The organism is Sphingobium vermicomposti (genome assembly GCF_011762025.1).
Classification (GTDB): Bacteria; Pseudomonadota; Alphaproteobacteria; order Sphingomonadales; family Sphingomonadaceae; genus Sphingobium; species Sphingobium vermicomposti.
The window spans coordinates 582,977-609,466 of record NZ_JAASQR010000002.1; the positions used below are offsets into that span (position 1 = coordinate 582,977).

Sequence of the window (26,490 nt, forward strand, 5' to 3'; positions counted from 1 at the left end):
TCAGGAAATGCCTTCGACCTTGCTGAACAACGTGCGGAAATTGGCCGATGTCGCTTCGGCAAGTTGCTCGATGCTTTCGCCGCGCAGGTTGGACAAAAAGCGGGCCGTGTCCGCAACATAGGCCGGTTCGCATGGCTTTCCACGGTGCGGAACCGGGGCAAGGAATGGCGAGTCCGTTTCGATCAGCAGGCGATCCAGCGGCAGGCGAGCAGCCGTTTCCTGCAGATCCTTCGCATTCTTGAACGTAACGATGCCCGAAATACTGATGTAGAAACCCAGATCCATGGCCGCGTCGGCAAAGGCTCCGCTCGCCGTGAAGCAATGGATGACGCCGCTGTAAGCGCCCTGCGTCATTTCTTCGCGCAGGATGGCGATCGTATCCTCCTCCGCATCGCGGGTGTGGACGATCAACGGCAGGCCCGTTTCCCGCGACGCGGCGATGTGCGACCGGAAACTGCGCTGCTGCCGCTGTCGGTCGCTATGATCATAATAATAATCGAGGCCGGTTTCCCCGATTGCAACGACGCGCGGATGAGCGGCGCGTTCGACCAGCTTGGCGGTATCGACATGGGGATGTTCATCCGCTTCGTGGGGATGAATGCCCACCGTCGCCCACACATCTGGTTCACGAACAGCGGTGGCAAGGACAGCGTCCCATTCGCTTTCACGCGTGGCGATGTTCAGCATCAGACCCACACCCGCCGCACGGGCGCGTTCCAACACATTCTGCTGATCCTCGATCAAGCCCTTGTAATTCAGATGACAATGGCTGTCGATCAGCATGGTTCAGGCGTCCGCCTCTGTCAGTTCCAGGCGCGGAAAGAGCGGCTTGGGCGCGCTCAGTATAAAGCCGTCGGCGCGCAGCCCCGCGTACCAGTCCGCACCGATGACGTCATAGCCGCGCCTGTCGCCGGCCACGCCCATCTGATCGAGCAGTGCAGCGGCGCTGGCCGGGATCACCGGCTGGATCATGATGGCCAGGCTGGCGATGGCGTCATAGAGCGTCGCCAGCACAGCCTCCATCCGCGCCGGATCGGTCTTGCGCAGCGCCCATGGCGCCTGCGCATCGATATAGGCATTGCAAGCGAAGACAGCCTTCATCCACGCCTCGATAGCAACCGATGGTGCCAGGTCGGTCATGGCCTGTTCAAATGTTCCGGCGGCCTGACGAACGGCGGCAAGCAATTCGGTGTCCGCGTCCTGCGCCGCAGGCTGAGGCAGTCGGCCGTCCAGATTCTTCGCGATAAAGCTCAGCGTCCGCTGCGCAAGGTTGCCGAAGCTGTTCGCCAGGTCGCTGTTGGACCGGGCGACGATGGCGTCGGCGCTGTAGCTGCCGTCATTGCCGAACGTAACTTCGGACAGCAGGAAATAGCGTAACTGATCGACGCCGAAGCGATCGGCCAGCTCCATCGGGTCCGCCACATTGCCGACCGACTTCGACATTTTTTCCCCCCGATTGAGGAGGAAGCCGTGACCGAACACCTGCCGAGGCAAAGGCAGCTTCGCACTCATCAGGAATGCTGGCCAGTAAACCGCATGAAAACGCACGATATCTTTCCCGATAATGTGCGTGATGTCGCCACCTTCCGACCAATAGCGCGCCATCCGTTCAGCATCGTCGGGATAGCCGCAGCCGGTGAGATAATTGGTCAGCGCGTCCACCCACACATACATGACGTGGCCTTCGCTGCCCGGCACTTTCACTCCCCAGTCGAAGCTGGTTCGCGAAATGCTGAGGTCACTCAACCCGCCTTCAACGAAACGCATGATCTCGTTGCGGCGGCTGTCGGGCTGAATGAAGTCCGGCTGACTGTTGTAAAGGTTGAGAAGTTTCTGCTGATAGGCCGACAGCCGGAAGAACCAGCTTTCCTCGACTGTCCATTCCACCGGCGTGGCTTGGGGTGACAGCTTTTGTCCCCCCTCTCCCTCCACCAGTTCCTTTTCGTCGTAAAATGCTTCGTCGCGGACGGAATACCAGCCTTCGTAACGGCCAAGATATAAGTCGCCACTGGCCTCCATCGCTTCCCAGATTGCCTGGCTGGCGCGATGATGATCTGGCTCGCTGGTGCGGATGAAGCGATCATAGCTGATATTCAGTATGTCGTTCATCTGCTTGAAATATCCCGACATTTCGTCAGCGAGCGCGCGCGGTTCCATATCCCGCCCGCGTGCGGCCTGGGCCATTTTCAGGCCATGTTCGTCCGTCCCGGTCTGAAAGAAAACGTCCCGGCCCATGATCCGCTGGAAACGAGCGATCGCGTCGGTCGCCACCACTTCATAGGCATGGCCGATATGCGGACGGCCGTTGGGATAGCTGATGGCGGTGGTGATTGTGTAGGGTCGCGACATGGCCCTTCCCTAGCCGCTGTTCACCGCAAGGCAAAGCCCGCTTTTCGATCGTTCAGGGATGGCGCGGGGCGAGAGCCGCAACGTGCCCGGCAAGCTCGAAGGCTACCGATCCCGGCTCAAGCGAAAGGATGATGGCTCCCCCCGCCAGTTGTCGAGCTGCTTCCCAATGTTCGATGGCCGCGCCCAGTGCCGGGCCACTGCGTTGACGGGCGGCTTCCGCGATGAAAGCGGGCGCACGTTCGAGAAAAGCCTCATAGCGCGGACGGGCGCTTTTGGCGGACAGGGCCTTGGCCAAAGCCAGGCGCTGCTGGTTGCCTGGATCGCCCTCGGCACAGATCGAAACCAGCATGCGTTCAATCTCTGCGATGTCCAGCCCGGCATAGCGCAGAGCGCGCCCAGGCGCGCCCTCACCGGCCTTTACCAGCGGTTCGATTTCATCGGGCGGGATCGCAGGCTCCTGCGCGCGGAGCACGGCGCGAACCGCATCATCGGTTAGCGGATCTAAGCGCAGCGTGCGGCAGCGCGACCGGATCGTCGGCAAAAGACGACCGGGCGCATGGCTGACGAGCAGGAACAGCATACCCGGTGGCGGCTCCTCCAGATTTTTGAGCAGCGCATTGGCCGCTCCTCGCTCCAGATCATCGGCACTGTCGATGACCACGATGCGACGCGAGGAAAAGGTCGGCGCGGACTGGATCAGTCGCTGAAGGCCGCGCACCTGATCGACCGTAATGTTGCGCGCGGTCCCGCTTTCCTTTTCCAAGCAGTAGAGTTCGACATAGTCGGGATGAGCGTCCGCTTCGATCAGCTTGCGGGTGGGATTGTCCGATGGCACGGCAAGGCCTTCGCCGGGCAGCGGTTGCCCGGCCGCCTCTGCCAGCAGGTGCATCGCCATGGCGCGCGCGAATGTCGCCTTGCCAATGCCGCGGGGGCCCGCCAATATCCAGCCATGATGCATGCGCCCGCTGCGTGCGGCGGCCTGCAATGTCGCGGCCTGAGCTTCATGGCCGACGATCACCGTCATGGCAGAAGATCTTCCAACGCTTCCATCAAACGCTGGGTGACATGGGAACGATCGCCGGATGCATCGATACGGCGGACGCGATCAGGTTCCTGCGCCGCTATCCGGGCAAAGCAGTCCGCAACAGTCTGGTGAAAGGCCGGATCGCGCGCGCCAATACGGTCGGCGGCGTCGCCATCGCGGGCATGCGCCCGGCGTTCGGCTTCACCATTGGGCAGGTTGAGGAAAAAAGTGCGGTCGGGCGCGAAATCGTCGCTGCCGATGCGGTGAAGGGTCAATATGTCAGCATCGCTGAGGTCGCCCATCCCCTGATAAGCGCGGCTGCTGTCTAGAAAACGGTCTGAAAGGACCCACGCCCCTCTTTCAAGCGCCGGCGCTATGGTCTTTTCGATATGGTCGGACCTGGCGGCGGCGAAAAGCAGGGCTTCGGCGCGTGGGTTCCACCGGTCGGCGGCACCCGTCAGCAACAGCGAACGAATGGCTTCCGCGCCATCGCTGCCACCCGGTTCGCGCGTTTCGACAACCTCCAGCCCGCGCGCGCGCAGTGCGATGGCAAGCGCCCTCAACTGGGTAGACTTGCCTGCGCCCTCCCCGCCTTCCAAGGTGATGAAGCGACCGCGTGTCACCCGAAGAAAGACTTCAACCCATTCCACATCCGACCGAAGATACCGGCTTCGGATACGGCTTCACCGGCGACCAGCGGCAGGATCTGCGGCGGCGTGTCGGGCGTGGAAACGATCAGATGGGCAATCCGCTGCCCCTTGGCGATGGGTGCCTTGATGGGGCCGGTATAGGCAACCTTGACCGAAATATTGGCGGAAGCCGTGCGTGGCAGGGTGACGGCGATGTCCCGCGGCGCGACCAGCGGCACGCTGGTAGCGCTGCCCAATTGCACTTCGGCGGTTTCGACCGTCTGGCCTTTCTTGAACAACGGCTGCGCCTTCCACGCCTTGAACCCCCAATCCATGAAGCGGACGGATTCCGAAATACGGCCGTTGAATGTGGACAGGCCGGCGACGACCATTACCAGGCGGCGACCATCTTGTTCTGCCGAACCCGTGAAGCCGAACCCGGCCTCCTGCGTATGCCCGGTCTTCAGGCCATCTGCACCGGCAATGCGACCAAGGATGGGGTTTCGATTGCCCTGCTGGATGTCCTGCCCACCCATGGTCTTGCCCCAGGTGAACGACCGGGCAGCATAGAAACGCTTGTAAAGGTCGGGCGTTTCCTCAACCGTGGCCTCGGCCAAGTTGGCGAGGTCTTCGGCGGTCACATATGTCGCGCCCTCATCCGGCCAGCCATTACTGTTGCCGAAATTGCTGTTTTTCAGGCCCAGCCGCTTGGCTTCCTCATTCATCAGGGCGACGAATGCCTGTTCCGTCCCGGCAATCCCTTCGGCCAGCACCACGCACGCGTCATTGCCTGACAGCGTCACGATGCCATGGAGCAGGTTTTCGACCGACACCTGTTCCCCCGCGGACAGGAACATGGTGGAGCCTGCCGCCGGACCATGCCACTTCTGCCAAGTCTCGGGCCGCACCGTGAACTTCGTGTCCAGTTTCAGGTCACCGGTCTGAATCAGACGAAAGGCGACATGGGCGGTCATCATCTTGGCCATGGAAGCAGGCGGAATCCGCGTCCGGCCACCCTTGTTGTACAGAACCGCGCCCGACGCCAGATCCTTCATATAAGCGATGGGCGCTTCACTGGTATAAGGCGGCGCGGCAGCGGTAAGCGGTTGCGCCAGCAGCCCAACGAAAAGGATGGCGGCTACGGACTTTTTCATATGGTCTGCCTTCGCACTATATGGATTCGGGTGGTGAAGATGCCTTCGCCAGTCATTAGTCATGACGGCAATATTCACAAGGCCCCACAAGGACTAAGGAGCCAGCGCAAGTTCGCTATCGCTTCACGGCATCGGCCAGCAGCCCCACCGAAAGGGCGTAGAAATTCGAACAATTATAATCCAGGATCGCCCGATAGTTGCTGGTGAGAAGATAGGCGGTCTTGCCCGGCCCGTCCGGCTCCAGCAGGGTCGCCATCACCGCGTCGGGCAGCCAGTTCCCGCTGGCGCTGGTTACGCCCAGGCGACGCCATTCAGCCATGCTGAGCCAGCGGCTGTGTCGGTTGAAAACGCGGGGGCAGCGCGCGGGGGTGGTGCGAGCGCTCAGGCTTGCGCGATCAAGGCCGGACGGCACTGAAACCGCGACGCCCCACGGCTGGTCCCGCCGCCACCCGGCATTGACGAAATAATTGGCGATAGATGCCAGTGCATCGGCTTCGCTGTTCCAGATGTCGACGCGGCCATCGCCATCGCCATCCTTGCCCAGGCGTAAATAGACGCTCGGCAGGAACTGCGGATATCCCGTCGCTCCCGCCCAGCTGCCGACCAGGCGGCTGCGTGGCACGCCATTGTCCAGCATCTTGAGGGTCGCAAGCAGTTCCGGTTCGAACAGCGTGCGCCGCCGCCCTTCATAGGCCAGCGTCGCCAGGGAACGAATAAGGTCGAAGTCGCCCGTGTAAGACCCGTAATTGGTTTCATGCCCGTAAATCGCGACCATGATCTCCTCAGGAACCCCGGTTTCCGCTTCGATCCTCGCCAGCCGGGAACGGTTGGCCTGATAGGCTACGCGTCCCCTGCTGATGCGCGCGGCATCCACATGGCGCAGCCGATAGGGTTCGAAATTGGGGATCGGCGCATATGCCCCGCCGCCCGGCTGATTCTGGTCGAGCTGGATCACCCGCGGGTTGGGGGTCAGCCCAGGAAACACCGAATTCAGCGTGGCATCACGGATTCCCATCGAACGGGCCTTGGGACGCAGCGATTCCAGATAGCTGCGGAAGGCCACATCCTCCTGCGCTCTGGCTGGCTCGTTGGTCGCGATAGCCGATACTACGGCGCCAAGGCCCAGGAACAGCAAGAGAATGATAAAACGCATTAAAGAATCTCCCTCCCCCGTTTGTGGCACAGGGACAGCAGGTCATGAAATCCCCAAATCCGTCCAAAGCTCCATGATGCGAACGCAACCTCGCATTTTAGGCTTGGCTTGGCCGCAAGGTTCGTTAGGAAGCCAGCAACGGACAGGTGGCCGAGTGGTTTAAGGCAGCGGTCTTGAAAACCGCCGTGGGTTTACGCTCACCGTGGGTTCGAATCCCACCCTGTCCGCCAATTTCCCGCAGTCTGTCGATTTATGTTCGCTGCGTTTCGCGCCGCTTAACCCTGGCAGTAAGCGATCGGTGCGAGTTTAACCCGCATTAAGGTATGTTCCCATTCCAAGTGCTAAAAGCAACGCTCTCTCATGGGAGGTTGCGATGCCAACCGATACAGATGCGCGTTATCTTTTCCGACGCGCCCGGGAAGAAGCCGAGAAAGCAGACGCCGCAGTGGCGCGCCACGCTTCGGCAGCGGAGATTGCCGCTCATCGCGAACTTGCGTTGCGTTACAAGGTCAGGGCGCTGGCGGTGTCAGCGCCCGATCAGGTTCTGCATGACGCGATGGAAAAGTTCAGTTCGTCGGGACGTGCCGGGGCCGGGACCATCGCTCATTAGGCGTGGAGGATCAGGGCAAGCGCAGCGTCAGAAAATGAACGCCCCCGGGCAAGGGAATGCCGGGGGCGTGATCTGTTTGCTGTCGGGCAATCAAATCACGGGCCATCTAGCAGGTGATGCAGCCCCCCGCAATGCCGCTACGGCAAGGCCCTGATATTGCAGTTTTCGAGGTCCAGAACATCAGCGTAACCACCGCATGGGACGAAACGCCCAATTGCAATCTGTGCCAAAGCCATCACATCAGCCGGGCGCAACGAAAGGCAACGGCATGGACAATCAGAACAAGACGATCGTGTCGCAAAGCGGGGACGGCTGGCAGCGCCGTTCGGCGGTTGAAACGGGCGTTGCGGGCCGTTGCCCCCGATGTGGCGAAGGTCATATTTTCGACGGGTTCCTGACGGTGCGTGACCGTTGCGAAGTCTGCGGCCTCGACTATTCCTTCGCGGACCCGGCGGATGGTCCGGCGGTGTTCGTCCAGTTGTTTGCCTGCGTACCCGGCGTGATCTTCATCGTGATGCTGGAGATATTGGCCCGCCCAGGGCTATGGGTGCACATTGCCGTCGGCATTCCGGTGCTGATCCTGACCACCGTGTTGCCATTGCGTCCGATCAAGGGTTGGCTGATCGCCGCTCAATATGTGAACAAGGCGCAGGAAGCGGGAACCGCGGCGCTATGGGCGAAGCTGCATGGCGACGCGGCGGACAAGAAGCGTCGGCGCTAACAGGGCCCCGGTCAGGCCAGCGCCCTGCTCCATTTTTCAGATTACCCAGCCGTCAGGGGCTTCGGGTTCACTTGCGAATAGATGCCGATTGGCGCAGCAGCCAAACAAGGTAGCGCGCCGAACGCAGTGGCTGCGTCCAGGCGCGTTCAGTTTGGGACCTCGTCCTTTCGCGTCGTCTGGGGAGCAGCAATGGCCGCCCGCTCCGACCACTGATCAGGACAGCGCCCCATGGCAATGCTTGTACTTCTGGCCCGATCCACAGGGACAAGGCGCGTTCCGGCTGATGTCGAGATTGGCGAACTCACCGGGTGCCGCATTGCCGACCGGCGGACGAGGCAGGGTCGTTGTGATGCCGCCGAGTCTCCCCGCATCGATGTCCCCACTATTATCCTCTCCCGAAAAGGGATCGATGTGCGTGGTGATGAAGTCCGGCAATACGGGCAGGTCAAACTCCGGCAGCGGCTCTTCCATGCGGAACTGGACGCGCGCGATGGAGCCGGTCACATCCTCACGGATATTGCCGAGCATGCGCTCGAACAAAGCGAAGGATTCCTGCTTATATTCGTTGATCGGCGTCTTCTGGGCATAGGCGCGAAGGTGCACGACCTGACGGAGCGCATCGAGGGTCGACAGATGCTCCTTCCAATGATGATCCAGGCTCTGGAGCAGGATCGACTTTTCGATCATGTGCCAGTTTTCCGTATCGATCTGCCCGACCTTGTCGGCCACAGCCTGATCCGCGAGCGCCTTCAACCGCTCCTCGATCAATTCGGGATCGACCGCGTCTTCCGCCAGCCATGCGTCGAAATCGGGCTCCAGCCCCAATATTTCAGCGGTCCGAGCCTTAAGGCCGTCGATATCCCACTGTTCGGGATAGGTGCCCGGCGGACATGATGCGCCGACCAGGTCGTTGACCGTTTCATGCCGCATGTCGGTGACGACATCGTCCACAGTGTCGGCATCCATGATGTCGCTGCGCTGTTCGTAGATGACCTTGCGCTGGTCATTCATCACGTCATCATATTCGACGACCTGCTTGCGGATGTCGTAGTTCCGCGCTTCGACCTTCTTCTGGGCGGTCTCGATCGCCTTGCTCAACCATTTGGACGGGGGCAGCGCCTCGCCATCTTCCAGGTTGGATCGGATCATCTTGGCGAACATCGTGTCCGGGCCAAAGATGCGCATCAGGTCATCGTCAAGGCTGAGGTAGAAGCGGGAAAGCCCTGGGTCGCCCTGACGCCCTGACCGTCCGCGCAACTGATTGTCGATACGGCGGCTTTCATGACGTTCGGTAGCGAGCACGAACAGCCCGCCTGCCGCGAGCACTTCGGCCTTCTCCGCCTCGATCTCCGCCTCGATCCGGGCGATGGCTGCTTCGCGCTCCGGTCCTTCGGGCATGTCGCGCAGTTCGTCCTCGACCCGCATTTCCAGGTTGCCGCCCAACTTAATGTCGGTGCCGCGCCCAGCCATATTGGTCGCGATCGTCACGGCACCCTTGCGGCCTGCCTGCGCGACAATATGCGCCTCGCTTTCGTGGAAGCGGGCGTTGAGGACGGCGTGGGGCACACCTTCCTGATTCAGGAATTCGGAAAGCATTTCCGACTTTTCGATAGACACTGTGCCGACCAGGACGGGCTGCCCCTGCTCCGCATGGACCTTGATGGTCTTGGCGATGCCACGGAACTTGTCTTCCAGATTCTTGTAGAAACTGTCTTCTTCATCGACACGCTGTACCGGCCGGTTGGTCGGGATGGTGACGACGTTCATCTTATAGATTTCGTAGAATTCGGTCGCTTCCGTGGCAGCCGTGCCGGTCATGCCGGCCAGCTTGGGATACATGCGGAAGTAATTCTGGAAGGTGATGGACGCGAGCGTCTGGTTTTCCGGCTCGATATTCACCGCTTCCTTGGCTTCCACCGCCTGGTGCAGGCCGTCCGACCAGCGGCGGCCATCCATCATGCGACCGGTAAATTCGTCGATGATGATGACCTTGCCATCCTTGACGATGTAATCGATGTCGCGCCGGAACATGGCGTTCGCGCGCAGCGCCTGGTTCACATGATGAACGACGGCGGTATTTTCAAAATCATACAGGTTCGCGCCCTGCAACAGGCCCGCTTCCTCCAGCATGCGCTCGATTTTTTCCGTCCCGTCTTCCGTCAGGGTGACGGTGCGCTGCTTCTCATCCTTCTCATAATCGGCTTCGTCCAACCGCTTCACGATGGCATCGACGGAAACATAAAGCTCCGACTTGTCGTCGGTCGGACCCGATATGATGAGCGGCGTGCGCGCTTCATCGATCAGGATCGAATCCACTTCATCGACGATGGCGAAGTTGAAAGGCCGCTGCACCATCGATGCGCGGTCATATTTCATGTTGTCGCGCAGATAATCGAAGCCGAGTTCATTGTTCGTCGCATAGGTGATGTCGGCATTATAGGCTTCGCGGCGCTGATCCTCGCTCAGGTTCGGCACGATGACGCCGGTGGTGAGGCCGAGGAAGCGATAGACCTGGCCCATCCACTCGCAGTCGCGCGATGCCAGATAGTCGTTCACCGTGACGACGTGAACGCCCTTCCCCTCCAGCGCATTCAGATAGGTGGCGAGCGTCGCGACCAGCGTCTTGCCCTCGCCCGTGCGCATTTCGGCGATCTCGCCCCGATGCAGGACGATGCCGCCCACCATCTGCACATCATAATGGCGCTGCCCCAGCGTACGCTTTGCAGCTTCGCGAACGGTGGCAAACGCTTCGGGCAACAGGTCGTCCAGCGTTTCCCCCTGCTTCAGCCGCTCACGGAACAGCGCCGTCTGTCCGGCGAGTTCCTGCTCACTCATGGCTGAAATCGCAGGTTCGAAGGAGGCGATGCGTTCGACGATCTTGCCCAGCGACTTTACATAGCGATCATTGGACGATCCGAAGAGGGATTTGGCGAGTGCGCCGAACATGCAAGTTCCTGACAAAAGGGGAACGCGCGCCCCTGAAGGCGACACGCACAGACATGCGCCGCGATTTAGGGGGCAGGCGTCCGTTAGTCAATCAGACGGGATGGTGGGTTCGCACGATTGACCGGCTGTCATATTGCGCTAAGCGACGGACATGACTCAACGCTCCCCCCTTGCTCCCGCCGCGTTTCCCGCCCTTCCGCCCATTGCGGGCGTCACCACGCGGGTAGCGCGCGCGCACTATAAAAATTGGGACCGTTGCGACCTGACCTATGTCGAGCTGTGCGACGGAACAGCGGTTGCGGGCGTCACCACGCAAAGCAAATGTCCTTCGCCTGAAGTAGAATGGTGTCGGGACGCCATTCCGCTGGGTTCGGCGCGCGCGCTGGTGGTAAATGCCGGCAATGCGAACGCGTTCACGGGCCACAGGGGACGCGTCGCCGTGGAAGCGATCGCCGCGAAAGTCGCGAACCATCTAGGCTGCCTGCCTTCGGACGTTTTCGTCTCCTCTACTGGCGTGATCGGTGTGCCGCTGCCAGTGGACAAGGCGGAGGCAGGACTGGACGCCGCCTTAGCGGCCTCCCCCTGCAACTGGGAGGACGCGGCTAATACGATCGGCACGACCGACACTTATGCCAAGGGCGCGCATGTCAGCGCCATGATCGGCGGCGTTCGGGTCGAACTGGTGGGGATCATCAAGGGGTCGGGCATGATCGCGCCGGATATGGCGACGATGCTGGGCTATATCTTCACCGACGCGGCGATCGAACCGAAGCTGTTGCAACAGATGCTGTCCGCCGCGAACCGGCAGACATTTTCCTGCATCACAGTGGATAGCGATACATCGACCAGCGATACGGTCCTCGCCTTCGCCACGGGCAAGGCAGGCAATGCTCCTCTGGCATCCATGGACGATGCGGGTGCGGATGCGTTTCACGCGGCGCTTGGCGATCTGTGTCGCCAACTGGCCCATCTGGTCGTGCGGGACGGCGAAGGCGCGTCGAAGTTCATTGAGATCAGCGTTGCGGGCGCGGATAGTGACGCCAGCGCCCACCGGATCGCCCTTTCCATCGCTAACTCCCCCTTGGTGAAGACCGCAATCGCGGGCGAAGACGCCAATTGGGGTCGCGTCGTCATGGCCGTGGGCAAGGCGGGCGAACCGGCTGACCGTGACAGGCTGTCGATCCGTTTTGGCGCGACGCAGGTCGCTTCGGGCGGGCTTGCGGTCGAAGGCTATGACGAAGGCCCGGTCGCCGCGCATCTGAAGGGTCAGGACATCCAGATCGGCGTCGATCTGGGCCTGGGCGAAGGGCGCGCAACGGTTTGGACCTGCGACCTGACGCATGGGTATATCTCAATCAACGCGGATTATCGCAGCTGATGCCCATCGAATTGCACGATCCTGTCGTCGCGCTGATGCGCGAAGTGGCGCGAGACGTGGTCATGCCACGCTACCAGAATCTGCGCGCTGACGAGATCAGCGAAAAGGCCGTCGATGACTTTGTCACTATCGCTGACAAGGAAAGCGAAATCAGGCTGGCAGAGGAACTTAGCCGCATCCTTCCCGAAGCCGGGATTATCGGCGAGGAAGCCTGCGCGGCTGACCCCGCAATCCTGGACCGGGCGGCCGAAGGGCTTAACTGGATCATCGATCCGATTGATGGCACCGGCAATTTCGCGGCTGGCCGCGCGCCTTTCGGCATCATGATCGCGCTGGCGGACGCGGGAACGACGCTGGCGGGATGGATATTGGACCCGCTGACGGGCCGACTATGCCACGCTACTCTGGGCGCGGGCAGCCAAATCGACGGTCAGAAAGTGCAGGCGCGGGAAAGTGGCGACCCGCTGCCCGTCGCGGCACTGGCCGTCTATTTCATGACGCCTGAGGAACGCGCCGATATTCAGCGGCGGTCGTCCGGGCAGTTCGCACTGGTCGATATTCCCCGCTGCGCCGCCGAACAATATCCCAGGCTGGTGCTGGGACAGAATGATATATCGGTGTTCGCGCGGACCCTGCCGTGGGATCATGCTGCGGGCACGCTGTTCCTGAACGAAGCAGGCGGATGCTGCCAGAGGCTGGACGGGTCAGCCTATCGCGTGGGGGACCTTCGCCGGGGCCTGCTGGGCGCATCGTCGCCACGGCTTTGGGACCTGGCGGCAGATAAGCTGTTCCGGTAAGTTGTAACGTGCGTAACGCCATTCCCCCTCCCCGCCATGGGAGAGGGAGAATGGCGGTTTGCGTCAGAGGACGCTTTCGATCCAGCCTTTGAGCGCGCTCTTGGGCGCGGCACCGACCTTGGTCGCGGCCGCTTCGCCGTTCTTGAACAGGATCATCGTCGGGATACCGCGAACGCCATATTGACCGGGCGCATCGGGATTCTCATCAATATTGATCTTGGCGATGATCAGCTTGTCAGCCAGTTCCTCCGAGATTTCTTCCAGGGCAGGGCCGATCATCTTGCAGGGACCGCACCATTCCGCCCAGAAATCCACGAGCACGGGCTTGTCAGCGTCGATCACGTCCGCCTTGAAGCTGAGGTCGGTGACTGCCTTGGTAGCCATTTTATGTATCTCCTTCAGTTGGACGAGTATCTAGGGCCGCGACGCGTTGGTCTCAACGGTCGAATGCGGCAAATTCTCCTGCGTGGGCACAAAGCCCGGCTTGTGCGGCGCTAGCAGGTCAGCGGGAAGCAGGATGAGGCGCGGCGCGCTGGTGTAGAGCAGGCCAACCTCGATCAGGCGTCCGGGGAAGATCACTTCCAGCGCGGCGGCGTAGGCGGCCATCTGCCGCACATGGGCGTCCGGCACTTCATCGACCGACATGGGGGCCACGCGTCCGGTCTTGAAATCGACCAACTGGACCCGATCCTCTCCGACGCACAGCCGGTCGACGGTTCCGGCAATCACCATGTCGCCGACCACGGCGGCGATGGGCGCTTCGGCCAATGCCCCCGGCGCGAACAGCCCGGCGAACTGCGGATCATCAATCACGCGCATCGCCTGACCGATCACATCATCCCGCAAAGGACCATCGGCGACTCCCTGCTGCTGCAGCCAGATGTCAGCGCGGGAACGGCGCTGGTCCGGCCAAATATCGGGCAATTTTTCAAACAGCGCATGGAGCCATCGGCCCCGCTCTGCCGCCTGTCGCATGGCGGGCGTGGGCGGCGGGTATGGCACATCGTCTTCAACCGGGGCCGACGGGGCAAGCGGGCGAGGAGGCCGCGCCTCAGCCGGAGCAGGCTCCCGAAGCCATTGCGGTTCGGCATGAGCGACACGCTCGACCACCCCACCGGCCTCCGCGCGGCGCGGCGGCAGGATTTCCGACCCGCGCCAACTACGCCGCGCACCCCATAGCGGGTCCGCATCCCATTCGGTGCCAAGCGCCGTCATGGCGTTTTCGACCGCGGTGAACCAGCTTTCGGGCTGCGGTTCGCCCTTGGCGCGCGGGCCAAGCGATCCGGTGACAACCAACCGTTCTTCAGCCCGCGTCAATGCGACATAGAGCAGCCGCCAATGCTCCTCCCGCTCGGCGGCTTGCGCCTGTTCCAGCGCTTCGCCAATCGCCCCCTGCCGCTCCGGCTTGCGCGGCGAGACGATGGGGATGCCGTTCCATTCAAGCGAGCCTGCGCGCGCGCCTGCATCGGGATCGAGGCAGGCGTCGGCCAGGATCACGATAGGAGCCTGCAACCCCTTGGCCCCATGAACCGTCAGCAGACGCAGCGAATCGCCCTGCGCGGCTGCATCGCGGACGATCTCCACCTCTCCCCTATCGAACCAGTCGATGAAGCGCTGGAGCGAAGGCTGGTCATCGCTTTCGAATGTCAGGGCGGCGTTCAGCAGTTCCTCGATCGGGTCCAGCGCCTCCGCACCCAGCCGCTCGACCAGACGCCGCCGACCCTGCGCAGGTCCCGACAGGATCGCTTCCAGATAACGATAGGGCGTAATGAAATCCGCCCGTGCCAGCAGCGCGCGGAGCGGTGCGAGTTCGACCTGATCAAGCGTCGCATTCAGGTGCCGCCACAGCCCGGTGCGCCGTCCGATCAGGCGCGCCATCAGCTGATCCTGCGACCATCCGATCAGGGGCGAAACCAGCAGCGACGCCAGGTTCAGGTCATCTTCCGGCTGTACCGCAAAACGCAGCGCCGCGAGCAGGTCGCGCACCGCCAGCGGCGCGTTCAGCCGCAGCCGGTCGATACCCGCGACCGCTACCCCTTCTTCATACAGGCGCGCCACGATCAGCCGCGCCAGTTCGCTGCGACGGCGGACCAGGATCATGATGTCGCCAGCGGTCACGGGCCGCCCCCTGCTCTCCAGCATCATGCCATCGTCAATCCACTGACGGATCTGCCGGGCGATGTTCTGGGCCAGCACACGTTCCTGATCGGCGGCCCAATCTTCCTCGCCCTCCGCTTCATCCGAAAGCCCCGCGACTACCGGCTTCCACACCAGGACTTCGCCGGGAAAGCGATTGGCGCTGACATGACGCACCGCGCCTGAGGGCAGGCCCAACCGCTCGGCACTAAGCGTCGCAATGGTCTGATCGACGACATCCAGCACGGCAGGGGTCGACCGAAAGCTGCGCTCCAGCGACAGGTCGTGGAACGGATGCTGGGCGTCGTCGGCATAGCGCTGGAACATCATCTGGGCATAGGCGAAGGCTTTCGGACTGGTGCCCTGGAAACCGAAGATCGCCTGCTTGAAGTCCCCCACGGTGAAAATGGTGCGTACGCGGTCGCCCTTTGCTCCCTCGCCCGCGAAAAATTCCGCCGCCAGAGCATCGACGATCTGCCATTGGCTGACATTGGTGTCCTGCGCCTCGTCCACCATGATATGGTCGATGCGTTGGTCCAACTTGTAGCGAACCCAGTCAGCGATGCCCGGTTGGGCGAGCAGCGACGCCGTGCGCGCGATCAGGTCGTTGAAATCGACCGATCCGGCCAGTTGCTTGGCTTCTTCATAAGCGCGTGCATAGGCCCGCCCGGCTTGAAGTGCCTGCCCCAGCAGGTGGGCATAGGATGCCATCGCCTGCAGCCCCAACAGCTCAGCGCATCGCCCATGCAGGCGCGCCGATGCGTCAGCATAGCCCTCCACCGGCGGAACCCACCCTTTTGCAGAGATGACGGAGCCGTCCGACTTGCACCACGACAGATGCAAGTCGCCCAGCATCGCGGCCCGACCAGCAGGGTCGAGCGCGCGCCATCGCGCGATCCTGTCGCAGCGTTCCAGCGCGCGGCCCGTTCCCCAATCCGCATTAGCCTGAGCGACCCACGCCAGCGAGCGCATATCGAAAATCATGTCGCCACATTGTTCCGCGATATGGTCGGCAATGTCGCCGTCGGGCAGGCCAAACTCACGGCGCAACCAAGGCCCGATGTCGTCGGGAAGCTGTTCCAGCGCCGGAAGCCGGGACGCACAGCGCAGCAGAAACTGCTCCGCTCCGCCCTCCCCCAACCGCAGGCTGAGCGCCTGAAGCGCGTCGATCAGCGCGTCGTCGCCTCTCTCCTGCGCCCGCACCACCATGTCGGCCAGCGTCTGCCGGGCAAGCACCGCCTGTTCACGCTGGTCGAGTGGGCGAAAGCCGGGCGGCAGCTCCGCCTCCAGCGGGAAAGTGGTCAGCAGTTGCTGGCAAAAACCATGGATGGTCTGAATGCGAAGGCCGCCGCCGGTCGATTCCAGCACTTCGGCAAACAATCGCCGCGCCCGGTCGCGTGCGTCCGGCCCGGACTCCTCGCCCAGCGCCTCCAGATCCTCAAACAGATCCTTTTCGTCCATCTGCACCCATGCCGCCAGCCGGTCATGGATACGGTTGGACATTTCCGCAGCCCCCGCCTTCGTAAAGGTGAGGCAAAGGATATTTTCAGGCCGGACCCCTTGCAGCAGCAGCCGGAAAACGCGGGCGGTCAGGACATGGGTCTTGCCGGTCCCCGCCGATGCGGACAGCCAGACATGCGCGTCCGGCTGCGACGCGCGCGCCTGGTCGCCCAGCAGCTTTTGCAAGGGGTTGGCTTTTCTAGCCATCGTCGCGGCCATACCATTCCTCCAGCCGCATCAGCTGGTCATAATCGCCATAGCTCGCGACTTCCGGGTTTACCTGAGCATCGAAGGGGGCGTCGCCGGTCAGGAATGTGGCTGCGACCTGTTCGAATTGAGCATGGACCCAATCGGTAAAGTCGGCGGTCATGATCTTGTCGCGCTTGCCCAATGGATCGACAGGGCTGTCGCGATAGCCGAACGCATCATTTTTCTTGGCCAGCGACCAATATTCAAAGCAGCCCGCCGTCAGCGGAGGGGCGACGTCGGAAAATCCGCCTTGTTCCGCGATCAGGCCCAACAGGCCAAGTTGCAGGGAATAGCCCGCCCGGACCTGCTTCGCGCTGGGCGGCTTCCCCGTCTTATAATCCACGATCCCCAGCGATCCGTCGGGCATGCGGTCGATGCGGTCAGCCTTGCCCGTAAGGGTGACGCCTGCAATATCAGCCCGACCGTCCGCCTCCACCGCCAATATGGATCGCCCCGCCGCACTGTCGGCCATCACCTCTGCCGCGATCCAGCGAACGGCTTCGATCAGCCTTGGCTGCCAGAGCGCCTTCAGCAGCGGATGAACATCCGGTCGGTCGAACATGGCGCGCGCCCGTTCTTCCAGACCAGCAGGATCACGCGCAGGGGACTCCGCCCAATGCTGCAAAATCTCATGAACCGCCGTTCCGCGCCAGGCCGGGCCAGCATCCGCGTCGACCGGATCGAGCCGGGCAAGCCGCAGGATGCGCTTGGCGTAAAAGGCATAGGGATCAGCCTTCAACCTATCGACATCGGTGACGGGGATCAGCTTGGGCCGCACCGATGCGGGCGGGACCGGCGCGGGGCGGCTTGCCGGGCGGTGCGCAGGTGGACGATCCAGCGCCTGCGCCAGGATGGCATAGCGTTCCGCCGTCCTCCAATGCCCACCCGCCATGGCCTTCAACCGCAACCAGAAGCGGGAAGCCACCGCCGGTCCTCCAGCCCCACGGCGCGCGCGGGTGATCAGCACTTGTGGAGCACCCAGCGCGCTCGCAAAATCATGCGCCGAAAGGCCGATGCGCGTTTCCAGGCCCGGCAATCCCAGTTCCCGCCGAATTCGCGGAGCCAGCCACGGGTCGGCGGCGGGCAGGCCCGGCCATGTGCCTTCATTCAGCCCGCTCAATATCATGATGTCAGCTTGCACCAGTTGCGCCTCGATCAGGCCCAATATCGCGATGCGCGGGTGGCCGCCCTGCGGAGGCCGGACGGCCACACCGCCCAGCATATGGTCGAATAATGCGGGAAGCGCCCGGACATCCGCCTCACGCGGCCCCTCATCCGCCGATGCTTCGATTTCGGCAAACAGGTCGGCGGCGGCATGACCCTGATGCCCCGCCCATAGGGCATCGCCAGTGAGCGCACCCGCCTGTTCGCGAATGACCGCAAACTGCTGCGCCAACGACGGCGCACCTGCGAAGACCTGCTCCAATGGCTCCAGCAACGCACGGGCCTGGGGCCACCATTGCCGGGTCGCCAATCGCAACGCAGCCTGACGATCCTCATCCCGCGCTGCCAACAGCATGTCGATCCCCTGCAATCCTGCAGGAGGCCTTGGTCCCCGCAGCAGCAGGTCCAACGACCGCACCCCCTCCAGCCAGGCAACACGTCCTTCGCCCCGCATCACCAGCGGATGCTTGAGCAAGGTCAGCAGCGCTACCGGGGCGAATCGTTCAGCCACCGCTTCCGCCATGGCGATCAGCAGCGTTCCTGGCGGCAGGCGGGATAGTGGCAGACCGGCCGAATCGTCCGCTTCAATCCCCCATCGCGCCAGATACGCGGACACGCGGGTTGCGAGTTGCCGGTCGGGCGTGACCAGCGCTGCGGTGCGCCCCGGTTCCTCCAGCGCTTCACGCAGGGCAAGGGCAATGGCCTGCGCCTCTTCGCCGGGCGTGGCGACTTCCAATGCCTCCACCCCGGCCAGCGACCGGTCAGCAGATTTCAGGTCCCGCCACCGGCTGGTCAAACGCGGCGGCAACATGGCGTTTGAGATATTCCGCCCACGAACCGCGCGCGCGTCATGCTCGCTGCCCCAGCGCCATGACGCCACATCGTCGCGCGTGGCGCTCATGCGGTCCAACAGCTGCTTCAGCGCATATTGGGGATGGCTTTCATGGCCCACAGGCACACGCCCCGTCACCGGATCGGGATCGAACGGGCCAATCGCCTGCCAGGCTTCTTCATCCATCTCCTGATCGAGACCGGCAAAGACGACGCTGCCTTGCCGCATGGTCGCAATGCGCCGCAACAGGTTGGCGACAGCGGGGGCCGTGGACGAAATCCCTGCGGCGACGACGAAACCGGACGGCGCATCCCTGCCCCACCGCTCCGCAATCCGGTCGAACAACCGATTGCGGCGATCGGCGACGTCGATCACGCCTAACCGCGCCAGTTCATCGGGCCATCGCTGGATCAGGATGGAAAACAGGTCGAGCGACCTTTGCCAATGGGCGGAAAGCTCGTCCGGCAGGGACAGGTCAGCCAGCGCCGTCACCGGCACCCGCTCCACCTGCATTTGGTCCAGCACCACGCCCAGCGCCTGACCCAGCTTCAGCGCCTGCCCGGCATCGACCGGGTGGCTGGACGTCTGCTGGACCATCCGCGCAAGGATCATCTGCCGTCGTATTGGCGCAATCGCGGGCGGGATCGCGTCACCTTCACCCAGCGGATCGAGCGCGCCGCCAGCCTGCTCACCCAGGTCCGGGTCGCCAATCGCCACGAGGCGGGGCAGCAGCAGGCCGCCGCCCGACTTGCGCACGAAGGCGTCGCTGATCGCACGAACCGCGCGATTGCTGGGCAACAGGATCATGCCCTGCGCAAGTCCGATGACGTCCCCGCCATGCTGGGCCAGGATGCCAGTCACCAACGCATCGGAAAATGCGCGATGGGCGGGAATACTATACAAAGCTGGTCGGCTGCGCTCACCCATGAGCGAGCATGGCCTCCACTACGGGAATGGCACGCGGGGTGCCGACATCGAACCAAAGCCCCGGATGCGACACGCCATAAAGCCGCCCCGCCTCGATCGCGCGGTTCCAGAAGACGTTGGTGGAAAATGCCTCGCTGGGCGGATCGACCAACAGCCTAGGCGACAGTATCTGGACCCCGGTAAATACGAAAGGCGCGACATGGGCGGCCTTGCGACGGCTGATCTGGCCGCACGGTCCCATGTGAAAATCCCCCGGCCCGCTATGACAATGGGCGCGGGCCAGCGGCACGAGCAGCAGCAGCGCATCCATCCGATCCGGGTCCCAGATGCGCTGCATCATGCCCAGCGTTTCTTGCGCTCCATCGATCCACAGATTGTCGCTGTTCGCGCAAAAAAAGGGCCGGTCGCCCAGCAATTCCCGCGCGTGCACCAACCCGCCGCCGGTTTCCAGCAGCTTGGCCCGTTCATCAGACACCAGAAATTCGATGCCGCGCCGATCGGCCCGCAGATGCGCTTCCACCGTGTCGGCAAGATAGTGGACATTGACCACCACTTTCCTGATGCCGCCAGCCACCAGGCGGTCCAGGGCATGATCCATCAGCGCCTTGCCCGCGACCTTCACCAGCGGCTTGGGACGGGTCGCGGTCAGCGGACGCATCCTCTTGCCCAGCCCGGCCGCCATCAGCATCGCCGTGTCGATCATGCGGGCACATGGTCCTTCAGCGCATCGTGCCGCATATCGGCAGGAATGTTCGCCGCAAACCATTCCGCCACCGGCGCGAGCGCTGGGTGGGCCAGATCGCGTTCCAGCAATCCCCACATGCGGGGCAGAAACGACAGGTAACGCGGCTTGCCATCCCGTTTCCACAGGCGCGTGAAGATACCGATGATCTTCGCATTGCGCTGTGCGCCCAAGACGGCATAGGCCGCGTCAAAATCGGCAGGCGGGCTGGCGACAGCGCGATAATGGTCCAGCATGGCCGTTTCCAGAGCGGGGGAGACGTCGCGCCGCGCGTCCTGCAACAGTGAAACCAGATCGTAAGCCGGATGCCCCGCCAGCGCATCCTGAAAGTCGAGCAACCCCAGGCCACGCGCCTCGGGCCGATCGATCAGCATGATATTTTCGGCATGATAATCGCGCAGCACAGTCACGGCTGGGCTGGCCGATTGTTCCACAATGGGCAGCACCGCGTCCCATGCGCGGGCATAGGCTCCCCCATCGACGGACAGGCCGACAGCGGGGCAATAATATTCGGTCAGCAAGCCCGCCTCACGCTGGTAGACCGCGCGATCATAGGGCGACAGGCTGCTGGCGGCAGGCAGGCGGTGCAAATCGGCGAGCAGGTCGACGGCGCGCATATAGACGCCAACCTCTTCGGCGGGAGCCTCGTCCAGATGCTCCTTGACCCGCAGGTCGCCGAAATCCTCGATCAGGACCAACCCCAGCTCAAGGTCGCGCGCCAGGATATGCGGCGTGGCAAAGCCCTGGCCTTGCAGATGTTCCGCCACCAGGATGAAGGGGCGCGGGTCTTCATGCGGCGGCGGAGCATCCATCAGCACGGCCCGCCGCGCGCCATCCACGATACGGAAATAGCGCCGGAATGAAGCATCCCCGGCAAGCGGCAGGATTGCGGCATGTTCCCACCCCGCGCGCGCGAGGAAAGCGGGGGCATCGGCGGGAGGGATCATATCTGCGACCATCGATCCGTCCAAGCGTCCGGCACGCATGCTGTCAAGCGCCTAGCGCCATCGGGTTCGATGTCGATGTGGAGCCGCAGCGCGTCGGGCCACGCCCCATCGCCCAGCCGGTCCGGCCATTCGACGATCAACAGGCTGTCCATCAGATATTCGTCCAGCGCCAATTCCTCCGCTTCGTCCGGGCTATCCAGCCGATAGAGGTCCACATGCGCGACCGGCAGGCGGACATCCGGCACATCATAGGGCTGGACGATGGCGAAGCTGGGGCTGGGCGCTTCTTCCTCCAGCCCCAATCCTTCCAATATCCCGCGCGCCAGCGTCGTCTTGCCAGCGCCCAGCCCGCCTTCCAAAGCGATCACATCGCCAATCCGGGCCAGTCCGGCCAAGGCGCGGCCCAGCGCCAGCATGGCGGGCTCATCCTTCAGCAAGAGCATCGCTTCAGCCACGGGGCAGTTCGATGATGGCCATGGTGCCCTGCCCCGGTTCAGATACAAGCTGCAAGCTGCCACCATGCGCCTGCGCGAACTGCTTGGCGAGCGGCAGGCCGATGCCCGCCTTTTCCCCGCTACGCGCCTGCGCGGCGCGGGCGGCGGCATCGAATATGGTCGCCTGCCGCTTTGCGCTGATACCGGGGCCGTTGTCGGACACCACCAGCCTTGCATTTTCGGGACTGCCATCGCCGTGAAGCAGCACGCGCGCGCCCTTTCCGCTGTAGCAGACGGCATTTTCCAACAGATGATCCAGCGCCTGCCCAATTCTGCGCCGATCCCCCCGCACGGTTCCCAGCGAGCCCTGAAGCGACAGGGCAAGGTCGATCCCCTTGGACGCGGCGTCGCCCTTCACCCGTGTCATGCTTTCCCGCGCCAGTTCCGCCAGATCAACGGGGCTGAGTTCGATTGACAGCATCCCGGCCTCGCCCTGCGTCAGGTCCAGAACATTGTCGATCAGCATCGCCAGCCGGTTCGTGCTCTGCAGGATGCCGTCGACATAGTCCCGCGCGGAATCACCCAGTTCACCCGCATAGCCAGCGCTCATCATCTCGGCGAAACCGGCAATGGTGGTCAGCGGCGTGCGCAGTTCGTAGCTCATGTTGGTGACGAACGCGGTCTTGACCTTGTCCGCCTGCTCCAACGCATCGTTGCGATCGCGCAGCACCTGTTCGACGCGGCGGCTGTCGGTGACATCCAACATGGTGAAAAGTGCGTTGCCGTCCGGCAGGGGAATGGCCGCGAATTCGAAAGTGCGTCCGTCGGCAAAACCCACATGGCCGACTCGCTGCTTCCTTTCCACGGTCGCCGCGCGCACCAGCTCCCGGACAAGATTGGCCTGCTGCGGCTTCGCAAGGCGGGACTGCACCGCGCGCATCAGCTCATCGATGCGCGGATGTTTCGCCAGAAGTTCATCGGAAATATCCCAGATCGAACGGAATCGGCTGTTCCACAACTGCAGGCGTCCGTCGGACGAAAAGACGCCGATCGCTTCAAACAGATTGTCGAACGTCGCCGTTCGTACCCGCAGGAGCGTATCGCGCGCGCTCGACAGCTGAACCTGCTCAGTGCGATCCTCAAAAATCAGGAGCAGCCCGCCATCGGGCAAGGGTTGGGCATAGACCCGCAAATGGGTGCCGTCCGCCAGCAGCCAGTTTTCCTCCAACGGATCGGGCGAAAGGAACCAGTCGCGGCGTTCAGCGCGCCATGCGGGGAAATCGCGATGTTCCGGCAGGCGGCGGGTCTCACGCATGCGGTCCAACACCCGTTCGAACACCGGCTGGTCGGCCAGATGATCCTGGTCCAGGCCGAACAGGCTCATGAAAGGCTGGTTCCAGAAACGCAGCGTGCGGTCGGAGCCAAATCGCGCCACGCCAGCCGACAGGCGGTCGAGCAGATCGCGTTGCGCCGCCTCCAGGCGACGATATTCGACCTTCGCCTGCTCCAGTTCATGCTGGTCCACGGCAAAGCCCGCAACGCCAGCTTCGCCCAGCGGCACATCGACCACGCGCATGGTGCGACGTTCGCCGTCGATGGTCGCCGGAACGATGCGCTCGACCGGGCGGCTTTCACTCAACGCCTGTTCCGCTGCGGCCTGGGGCGTCAAAGTCGCCACCGTTTCGACAAGCTCGGTCCCGTTGGCGATCACCTCGCCCGCGCCGTCGCCGTCCACGGCGCGAACATAGGCTGCGTTGACGAGGCTCAGGCGCATGTCCGGGGTGCGGTGCCACATCGGGAAAGGTGCGGCTTCCACCAGCCCGGCCAGCGCCTCCAGCGCGTCGCGCAATTGTTCGACCCGCGCCTTGAGCGTCTGGATTTCCGACTGGCTGTCGGTGGCGTCAAAGATCCACAGGACGACCCCGCCGCTTTCGGCCAGCACCGGCCCGGCGGGCGCGCCGCGCACCAACAGCAACCGGGACGAACCCTCCCCCCGCACCGGCAATGCAAAACTGCGCCCTGCGCGCTGCGTGGCCGCAATCTCCTGCGCCAGTGCAGCGGCGTCTGCCTGCGTCAGCCCGCCATCGGGCGCGGTAAGTTCAGAAACAAATGACGGCACCCGGTCCTTGCCCAGCCATTTGGCGAGCCTGTCGGCTGCCTCAAGCCGCCCATCGGCATGGATGATGACCGGCGCGGCGGGGGCAGAGGCGAGCAGGCTGGTCAGCCGGTCGAGCTTGCCCTGTGCCTGCATCCCTTCGCGGCGCATCCGCTGACCGCTGGACAGCGCCCAGATAGCGGCGGCGAGCCAACCGGCCAGCACGATGCCCAGAATGATGGCGGCAAAAGGGGTCAAAGACGTCATAGCGCCTGTTTCATCCCCCCGCCGGTCTGCATGCCCCTTGTCATGATCAACAGGGGACTAGACCAAGTCGAAACCAGCGTGAAGCATTCAGATAGAAAGATTTTTAGCGCGGGCAGGTGCTCGCATCCCGAAAACGCGCCGCATCATGAAAAAGGGGAAGCTTTCGCCTCCCCTTCAAGTCCAGTTAGTAGCGGTAATGGTCCGGCTTGAACGGCCCTTCCGGTGCCACGCCGATATAGGCCGCCTGCTTGGGCGTCAGCTTCGACAGCTTCACGCCCAGCTTGTCCAGGTGAAGCGCGGCCACCTTTTCGTCCAGATGCTTGGGCAGAACGTAGACGTCGTTCTTGTAGGTATCCGACTTGGTCCACAGTTCGATCTGCGCCAGCACCTGATTGGTGAAGCTCGACGACATGACGAAGCTGGGGTGGCCGGTCGCGCAACCCAAATTCACCAGGCGGCCCTTCGCCAGGACGATGATCTTCTTGCCATCGGGGAACTGCACTTCGTCCACCTGCGGCTTGATCTCGGTCCACTGCATGTTGTTGAGGCCGGCAATCTCGATCTCGCTGTCGAAATGGCCGATGTTGCAGACGATCGCCATATTCTTCATCGCCCGCATGTGATCGACGGTGATGACGGCTTCGTTGCCGGTCGCGGTGACGAAGATGTCGGCGCGGGTCGCCGCTTCTTCCATCGTCACGACTTCATAGCCTTCCATCGCGGCCTGAAGCGCGCAGATCGGGTCGACTTCCGTCACCAGCACGCGCGCGCCGCCATTGCGGAGCGAGGCTGCCGAACCCTTGCCCACATCGCCGAAACCAGCAACGCAGGCAACCTTGCCGGCCAGCATCACGTCGGTCGCGCGACGGATCGCGTCGACCAGCGATTCCTTGCAGCCGTAGAGATTGTCGAACTTCGACTTGGTGACGCTGTCATTGACGTTGATCGCCGGGAAGGGCAGCTTGCCCTTCTTGGCCAGTTCATACAGGCGGTGGACGCCGGTGGTCGTTTCTTCCGACACGCCCTTGATCGCGGCGACGGTCTTGGTCAGGTAGCCCGGACGGTCGGCCAGGAAACGCTTGAGCGTGGCGACGAAGATTTCTTCTTCCTCGTTACCGGGCGTGAACAACTCCTCGCCCGCCTCGACGCGCGCGCCCCACAGGGCGAACATGGTGGCGTCGCCGCCATCATCCAGGATCATGTTGCAGGGCGTGTCGCCCCAATCGAAGATGCGGATGACATAGTCCCAATATTCTTCCAGCGTCTCACCCTTGATGGCGAAAACGGGAATGCCGGACGCGGCGATGGCGGCGGCGGCGTGGTCCTGCGTCGAAAAGATGTTGCACGAAGCCCAGCGGATTTCCGCGCCCAGTTCAGCCAGCGTCTCGATCAGCACGGCGGTCTGGATCGTCATGTGCAGCGATCCGGTGATGCGCGCGCCCTTCAACGGCTTGGATGCGCCAAATTCCTGGCGAAGCGCCATGAGGCCGGGCATTTCGGTTTCGGCGATCTCGATTTCCTTGCGGCCGAAAGCTGCAAGGTTGATGTCTGCGATCACATAGTCCTGCGCCTGAGTGGCGGGTGCGGTGGCCACGAGCCTGTCTCCATCGATCTAATATGTGCCGGATCCGCTCGAACCAGACGAGACGGCGGCGATGGTCGGCGCTTTACCAACCGCCGCCGATGATGGCAACTTCGATATAAAGTTTTCTTTATGTGCCGATCAACGCGACTGTGCGACACCCATCAGGCAGAACCAGCGCCGCTCACCAGATGGGACGCATCGACCCCGGCGGCGGCATAGGCTGCGGCCCATTTGCGTTCCGGCGGCACGTCAAACAATATGTCGGCGGTGCATTCCACCGGAAACCAGCTTTCGCCGGTCATTTCCTCGTCAAGTTGACCCGCTCCCCAGCCCGCATAGCCCAGCGCCACGATGTAGCGGCGCGGCCCGCGCCCTTCGGCAATGGCCTTCAATATCTCCAGCGATCCTGAAAGCCCCCAATCAGGCCCCACCTCAACCATGTCCTGTTCCTGCCAGTCGAGCGAGTGGAGGACGAATCCCCGCCGCGGCTCCACCGGTCCCCCTCGCACTACGGGCGTATCCGGCACATTGGTCGGGTCAATGTCGAAACTTTCGAGCAGGTCGTGCAGGCCCACCCCGTCAATCTCATCGCTGACCGCGATGCCCAATGCACCATTTTCATCATGGACGCACACCGCCACGACGGAATGATCGAAGCGCCTATCCTCCATACCCGGCAGGGCGAGAAGGAACTGACCGACATAGGAGCGAGGCTGGTTCATGATGTGAATATACGCCCCTTCGCGCCGTTGCCAATGGCGGGTTGTCGCCGGGAAAAGGCGGAGCGGCACATTCCGCTCCCTTTGACAGGTAACAACGGTGCCGCGACTGGGCGCGCGATCGTCTTTCTT

Annotated in this window: 20 protein-coding genes and 1 tRNA gene; 5 read left to right on the plus strand and 16 right to left on the minus strand. The window is 62.9% G+C overall.

The annotated features are described in order from the left end of the window. From FHS54_RS07665 to FHS54_RS07690, 6 genes are all read right to left on the minus strand, one after another. Positions 1-783 (minus strand): TatD family hydrolase, encoded by a 783-nt coding sequence (locus tag FHS54_RS07665; protein ID WP_167303197.1) that lies wholly within the window; start codon positions 781-783, stop codon positions 1-3. Between the two features lie 3 nt (positions 784-786). After that, positions 787-2,349 (minus strand): methionine--tRNA ligase, encoded by a 1,563-nt coding sequence (metG, locus tag FHS54_RS07670; RefSeq protein ID WP_167303198.1) that lies wholly within the window; start codon positions 2,347-2,349, stop codon positions 787-789. Between the two features lie 52 nt (positions 2,350-2,401). Beyond that, complete coding sequence (locus tag FHS54_RS07675) at positions 2,402-3,373, minus strand: AAA family ATPase (protein ID WP_167303199.1); 972 nt, start codon at positions 3,371-3,373, stop codon at positions 2,402-2,404. Further along, positions 3,370-3,996: a dTMP kinase gene (tmk, locus tag FHS54_RS07680; RefSeq protein ID WP_167303200.1), complete on the minus strand. Its 627-nt coding sequence runs from the start codon at positions 3,994-3,996 to the stop codon at positions 3,370-3,372. Before tmk ends, FHS54_RS07675 begins: the two co-directional genes overlap by 4 nt. Next, positions 3,993-5,156 (minus strand): D-alanyl-D-alanine carboxypeptidase family protein, encoded by a 1,164-nt coding sequence (locus FHS54_RS07685; protein WP_167303201.1) that lies wholly within the window; start codon positions 5,154-5,156, stop codon positions 3,993-3,995. Before FHS54_RS07685 ends, tmk begins: the two co-directional genes overlap by 4 nt. A 115-nt stretch (positions 5,157-5,271) precedes the next feature. Continuing rightward, positions 5,272-6,309, minus strand: coding sequence for a lytic murein transglycosylase (locus FHS54_RS07690; RefSeq protein WP_167303202.1), 1,038 nt, complete (start codon positions 6,307-6,309; stop codon positions 5,272-5,274). Positions 6,310-6,449: 140 nt separating this feature from the next. Here FHS54_RS07690 and FHS54_RS07695 point away from each other — a divergent pair. From FHS54_RS07695 to FHS54_RS07705, 3 genes are all read left to right on the plus strand, one after another. Further along, positions 6,450-6,539: transfer RNA gene (locus tag FHS54_RS07695), tRNA-Ser, on the plus strand. Positions 6,540-6,682: 143 nt separating this feature from the next. Continuing rightward, a complete protein-coding gene (locus FHS54_RS07700) occupies positions 6,683-6,919 on the plus strand; it encodes a hypothetical protein (RefSeq protein ID WP_167303203.1) in 237 nt (78 codons plus the stop codon). Positions 6,920-7,187: 268 nt separating this feature from the next. Beyond that, the gene (locus FHS54_RS07705; protein WP_167303204.1) at positions 7,188-7,640 is read left to right on the plus strand and encodes a DUF983 domain-containing protein; all 453 of its coding nucleotides are present in this window, start codon (positions 7,188-7,190) and stop codon (positions 7,638-7,640) included. A gap of 213 nt (positions 7,641-7,853) precedes the next feature. Here the strand turns inward: FHS54_RS07705 and secA are convergent, their stop codons facing one another. Further along, the gene (gene secA, locus FHS54_RS07710; RefSeq protein ID WP_167303205.1) at positions 7,854-10,586 is read right to left on the minus strand and encodes a preprotein translocase subunit SecA; all 2,733 of its coding nucleotides are present in this window, start codon (positions 10,584-10,586) and stop codon (positions 7,854-7,856) included. A 151-nt stretch (positions 10,587-10,737) separates the two neighbouring features. Between secA and argJ the strand changes: the two genes are divergently transcribed. Both argJ and FHS54_RS07720 read left to right on the plus strand, forming a co-directional pair. Then, positions 10,738-11,964, plus strand: a complete 1,227-nt coding sequence (gene argJ, locus FHS54_RS07715; RefSeq protein WP_167303206.1) for a bifunctional glutamate N-acetyltransferase/amino-acid acetyltransferase ArgJ — start codon at positions 10,738-10,740, stop codon at positions 11,962-11,964. After that, positions 11,964-12,761 carry an inositol monophosphatase family protein gene (locus tag FHS54_RS07720; protein ID WP_167303207.1) on the plus strand — a complete coding sequence of 266 codons (798 nt, stop codon included), beginning with the start codon at positions 11,964-11,966 and terminating at the stop codon, positions 12,759-12,761. The genes argJ and FHS54_RS07720 overlap by 1 nt, the downstream gene beginning before the upstream one ends. A gap of 63 nt (positions 12,762-12,824) precedes the next feature. On the opposite strand, the gene trxA is transcribed toward FHS54_RS07720, so the two are convergent. The 9 genes from trxA to FHS54_RS07765 all read right to left on the minus strand — a co-directional run bounded on the left by trxA (position 12,825) and on the right by FHS54_RS07765 (position 26,361). After that, complete coding sequence (gene trxA / locus FHS54_RS07725) at positions 12,825-13,145, minus strand: thioredoxin TrxA (protein ID WP_167303208.1); 321 nt, start codon at positions 13,143-13,145, stop codon at positions 12,825-12,827. Between the two features lie 30 nt (positions 13,146-13,175). Continuing rightward, positions 13,176-16,616: a double-strand break repair helicase AddA gene (gene addA / locus FHS54_RS07730; protein ID WP_167303209.1), complete on the minus strand. Its 3,441-nt coding sequence runs from the start codon at positions 16,614-16,616 to the stop codon at positions 13,176-13,178. Continuing rightward, the gene (addB, locus tag FHS54_RS07735) at positions 16,597-19,569 is read right to left on the minus strand and encodes a double-strand break repair protein AddB (RefSeq protein WP_167303210.1); all 2,973 of its coding nucleotides are present in this window, start codon (positions 19,567-19,569) and stop codon (positions 16,597-16,599) included. Before addB ends, addA begins: the two co-directional genes overlap by 20 nt. After that, positions 19,562-20,272: a nucleotidyltransferase family protein gene (locus FHS54_RS07740; RefSeq protein WP_167303211.1), complete on the minus strand. Its 711-nt coding sequence runs from the start codon at positions 20,270-20,272 to the stop codon at positions 19,562-19,564. Before FHS54_RS07740 ends, addB begins: the two co-directional genes overlap by 8 nt. Further along, positions 20,269-21,258, minus strand: a complete 990-nt coding sequence (locus tag FHS54_RS07745; RefSeq protein WP_167303212.1) for an aminoglycoside phosphotransferase family protein — start codon at positions 21,256-21,258, stop codon at positions 20,269-20,271. The genes FHS54_RS07740 and FHS54_RS07745 overlap by 4 nt, the downstream gene beginning before the upstream one ends. Beyond that, entirely contained in the window at positions 21,255-21,701 is a 447-nt protein-coding gene (tsaE, locus tag FHS54_RS07750; protein ID WP_208404858.1) for a tRNA (adenosine(37)-N6)-threonylcarbamoyltransferase complex ATPase subunit type 1 TsaE, read from the minus strand. The genes FHS54_RS07745 and tsaE overlap by 4 nt, the downstream gene beginning before the upstream one ends. A gap of 4 nt (positions 21,702-21,705) precedes the next feature. Next, positions 21,706-24,054 (minus strand): PAS domain-containing sensor histidine kinase, encoded by a 2,349-nt coding sequence (locus FHS54_RS07755; RefSeq protein ID WP_167303214.1) that lies wholly within the window; start codon positions 24,052-24,054, stop codon positions 21,706-21,708. Between the two features lie 184 nt (positions 24,055-24,238). Next, the gene (gene ahcY, locus FHS54_RS07760; RefSeq protein ID WP_167303215.1) at positions 24,239-25,648 is read right to left on the minus strand and encodes an adenosylhomocysteinase; all 1,410 of its coding nucleotides are present in this window, start codon (positions 25,646-25,648) and stop codon (positions 24,239-24,241) included. Positions 25,649-25,800: 152 nt separating this feature from the next. Continuing rightward, positions 25,801-26,361, minus strand: coding sequence for a YqgE/AlgH family protein (locus FHS54_RS07765; RefSeq protein ID WP_167303216.1), 561 nt, complete (start codon positions 26,359-26,361; stop codon positions 25,801-25,803). Positions 26,362-26,490: the final 129 nt, after the last annotated feature.

Bases quoted from the DNA above. Each gene is read 5' to 3' on its own strand.
- FHS54_RS07755 (WP_167303214.1), bottom strand. From the start codon at position 24,054: ATGACGTCTTTGACCCCTTTTGCCGCCATCATTCTGGGCATCGTGCTG.
- FHS54_RS07690 (WP_167303202.1), bottom strand. From the start codon at position 6,309: ATGCGTTTTATCATTCTCTTGCTGTTCCTGGGCCTTGGCGCCGTAGTA.
- FHS54_RS07765 (WP_167303216.1), bottom strand. From the start codon at position 26,361: ATGAACCAGCCTCGCTCCTATGTCGGTCAGTTCCTTCTCGCCCTGCCG.
- FHS54_RS07705 (WP_167303204.1), top strand. From the start codon at position 7,188: ATGGACAATCAGAACAAGACGATCGTGTCGCAAAGCGGGGACGGCTGG.
- FHS54_RS07745 (WP_167303212.1), bottom strand. From the start codon at position 21,258: ATGATCCCTCCCGCCGATGCCCCCGCTTTCCTCGCGCGCGCGGGGTGG.
- addB (WP_167303210.1), bottom strand. From the start codon at position 19,569: ATGGGTGAGCGCAGCCGACCAGCTTTGTATAGTATTCCCGCCCATCGC.
- metG (WP_167303198.1), bottom strand. From the start codon at position 2,349: ATGTCGCGACCCTACACAATCACCACCGCCATCAGCTATCCCAACGGC.
- secA (WP_167303205.1), bottom strand. From the start codon at position 10,586: ATGTTCGGCGCACTCGCCAAATCCCTCTTCGGATCGTCCAATGATCGC.
- FHS54_RS07740 (WP_167303211.1), bottom strand. From the start codon at position 20,272: ATGATCGACACGGCGATGCTGATGGCGGCCGGGCTGGGCAAGAGGATG.
- addA (WP_167303209.1), bottom strand. From the start codon at position 16,616: ATGGCCGCGACGATGGCTAGAAAAGCCAACCCCTTGCAAAAGCTGCTG.
- argJ (WP_167303206.1), top strand. From the start codon at position 10,738: ATGACTCAACGCTCCCCCCTTGCTCCCGCCGCGTTTCCCGCCCTTCCG.
- tsaE (WP_208404858.1), bottom strand. From the start codon at position 21,701: ATGCTCTTGCTGAAGGATGAGCCCGCCATGCTGGCGCTGGGCCGCGCC.
- FHS54_RS07700 (WP_167303203.1), top strand. From the start codon at position 6,683: ATGCCAACCGATACAGATGCGCGTTATCTTTTCCGACGCGCCCGGGAA.
- FHS54_RS07720 (WP_167303207.1), top strand. From the start codon at position 11,964: ATGCCCATCGAATTGCACGATCCTGTCGTCGCGCTGATGCGCGAAGTG.
- FHS54_RS07685 (WP_167303201.1), bottom strand. From the start codon at position 5,156: ATGAAAAAGTCCGTAGCCGCCATCCTTTTCGTTGGGCTGCTGGCGCAA.
- FHS54_RS07665 (WP_167303197.1), bottom strand. From the start codon at position 783: ATGCTGATCGACAGCCATTGTCATCTGAATTACAAGGGCTTGATCGAG.
- trxA (WP_167303208.1), bottom strand. From the start codon at position 13,145: ATGGCTACCAAGGCAGTCACCGACCTCAGCTTCAAGGCGGACGTGATC.
- FHS54_RS07675 (WP_167303199.1), bottom strand. From the start codon at position 3,373: ATGACGGTGATCGTCGGCCATGAAGCTCAGGCCGCGACATTGCAGGCC.